Here is a 2104-nt window from a genome sequence, read left to right on the forward strand (position 1 = left end):
CTTCCCGGCGTACCTGCGGCGGCCGGGGGCCGGGTCTCCAGGACGACGGCGGTCCCGCCCGCGTCCCGGCCCTCGTACAGGCTGATCAGCTGCCCGGGCCTCAGGTGCGTCCAGTGGGCGGGGGTGAGGGGGACGAGGCGGACCGTGGCCCGCCCGCCGGGTTCCAGCTCGGGGAGGTTCTCGACCCAGAGCACGGCGATGCTGACCGACAGGCCGCCGGTGGGCGAGAGGTGGCCGATGTCCCACATGGGCCGCAGCACTCCGGCGCCGGGGATCGGTGTCGTGCGGCGCGTCTCGCCGGCGGGGCGGAGCGTCAGATCGGCCCGGACCATGCCGTTGCGGATCTCGGAGCACCGCCAGTGGCACCAGGCCGCGCTCCGCTCCAGCCTCAGCTGTTCGGCCGTTTCGGCGAGCTGCTCCCAGAAGGTCAGGGGCAGCGGGCCCGGGTCCCCGAGCTCCTCCAGCAGGTTCAGGGCGGTCTCCCACTCGTCGTGGGCGAGGTGGTCCCAGACGTCGGCCGCCGTCAGGTCGTTCCCGGTGGCGGTCTCCTCCGGCACCAGGAGGGAGGCCGATTCGAGTAGTTCGGCCATCCCCGGCGGGAGTATCGACACGGGCGGCTCTCCTCGTACTGGCGGCTCCCCGTGGGGACCCATGCGTGGGCGGCGACGAATCGGCGCAGTTTCTCACGGGGGTCGGGGCCCTCGCCGCCACTCCAGACCTGGTTCGAGATCTCCCCGGCGGGAATGTGGCGGAGCTCCACTCCGATGGCCTACCGGGTGCCGTGAAAAGGGCGTCGGGCTGAACTAATAGGGGAGGCAACATCCGCACCCCGTACGTACGGAGGGACCCCCGTGTCTGCTGAGCTCAGCGACAGGCTCATGGAACTGCTCGACAGCCCCGTCTTCGTGAACATCGCCACCATCCAGCCCGACGGCAGCCCCCAGGTGTCCCCGGTCTGGGTCAAGCGCGACGGCAACGACGTGCTGATCTCGACGACCGTGGGCCGGCGCAAGGAGAAGAACATCCGCCAGGACCCCCGCGTCACCGTGCTGCTCCAGCCCTTCGACGCCCCGTACACGTACGCCGAGATCCGCGGCACCGCCGCACTCACCACCGAGGGCGGCCAGGAGCTCATCGACGAGCTCTCGGTCAAGTACACCGGCAAGAAGTACCGCGAGTTCAACCCGAGCTCGGTCGACGACGCCCCGCGCGTGGTCGTCCGGATCACCCCGCGGAAGATCGTCGGCCACGTCTGAAGCACGCGCGGAGGGCCCCTCCACCCGGCGGAAGGGCCCTCCGGGGTGGGGCGGTGGCCAACGGGCGGGAGGAGTTCAAGCCGCTGGCGGAACTCACGCCGGAACACCGCCGCCAGATCATCACGCTCCCGCCCACCATCGCCCGGCTCACCTCGGTGCAGCACCTCGTGCTGTACGGGCGTACGGGGCGCGACGGCGATCCGCACGTGCAGCGTCTGCGACGGCCCCGTCGAGGGCGTGAACCTCCGCCAGGTCTGGATCTCCCTCTGGACCTCCGGCGCCGACGTCCTGCCCCTGCTGGTCAACGCCTGCTCGACCGCCTGCGTCGAGGCGCTGCCCGTCCCTGCCGAGGACTACGTCCGCACGGCGCACACCGGCGGGCCGGGCCTCGTCCAGCCGCCGGCCGGCCGAATGCCCCGCTGAGGCGCGGCGGACACCGCCCTCCGGCTTCAGTGGCCGCCGCGCGGGGGTTCACAGCCCGTGCCGTCGGGGTAGCCGCCGAAGGCGGTCGCGCGGGCGGAGGCGGCGTTCAGCGTGCCCTCCACGCACCAGGGGGAGGCTCCGACGTCGATGAGGAAGCCGACGCCGGTGGGTCCGTTCTGGTCCGCGCGTATCCTTCCGGCGGGGTACCCGAGGCCGGTGAGCGCGCTACGCACGCTCTCCGGGGCGAAGTCGCCGCGCCGGCGGAGCGGTTCGAGCGCCTTCTCGACGCGTGCGACGGCCGCGAGCCCGTCGCAGCGGCTCTGGCCGTGGAGCGGGAGGGGAATCCGGAAGGCGTGGTTCTCGGCGTAGTGGTCGGCGGGCGGCACCGTCGAATCGGCGGTCGTGGCGGCCGCCGTAGGCGCGGG

The 2104-nt window shown here is 72.7% G+C and carries 3 protein-coding genes and 1 pseudogene; 2 read left to right on the top strand and 2 right to left on the bottom strand.

The features are described 5' to 3' along the window. A partial coding sequence (locus AB0O29_RS35340; protein WP_365160392.1) for a hypothetical protein occupies positions 1 to 590 on the bottom strand: 590 nt, incomplete at its 3' end. Positions 591 to 851: 261 nt separating this feature from the next. Between AB0O29_RS35340 and AB0O29_RS35345 the strand changes: the two genes are divergently transcribed. Both AB0O29_RS35345 and AB0O29_RS35350 read left to right on the top strand, forming a co-directional pair. Next, positions 852 to 1256 carry a PPOX class F420-dependent oxidoreductase gene (locus tag AB0O29_RS35345; RefSeq protein WP_365160386.1) on the top strand — a complete coding sequence of 135 codons (405 nt, stop codon included), beginning with the start codon at positions 852 to 854 and terminating at the stop codon, positions 1254 to 1256. A gap of 237 nt (positions 1257 to 1493) precedes the next feature. Further along, complete coding sequence (locus AB0O29_RS35350) at positions 1494 to 1679, top strand: hypothetical protein (RefSeq protein ID WP_365160389.1); 186 nt, start codon at positions 1494 to 1496, stop codon at positions 1677 to 1679. A 26-nt stretch (positions 1680 to 1705) separates the two neighbouring features. Here AB0O29_RS35350 and AB0O29_RS35355 read toward each other — a convergent pair. Further along, positions 1706 to 2104 (bottom strand): annotated as a pseudogene (locus AB0O29_RS35355) (hypothetical protein); the annotation flags it as partial.

Origin of the sequence: Streptomyces sp. NPDC089915, assembly GCF_040684675.1 — a bacterium.
In the GTDB taxonomy this organism is placed as follows: domain Bacteria; phylum Actinomycetota; class Actinomycetes; order Streptomycetales; family Streptomycetaceae; genus Streptomyces.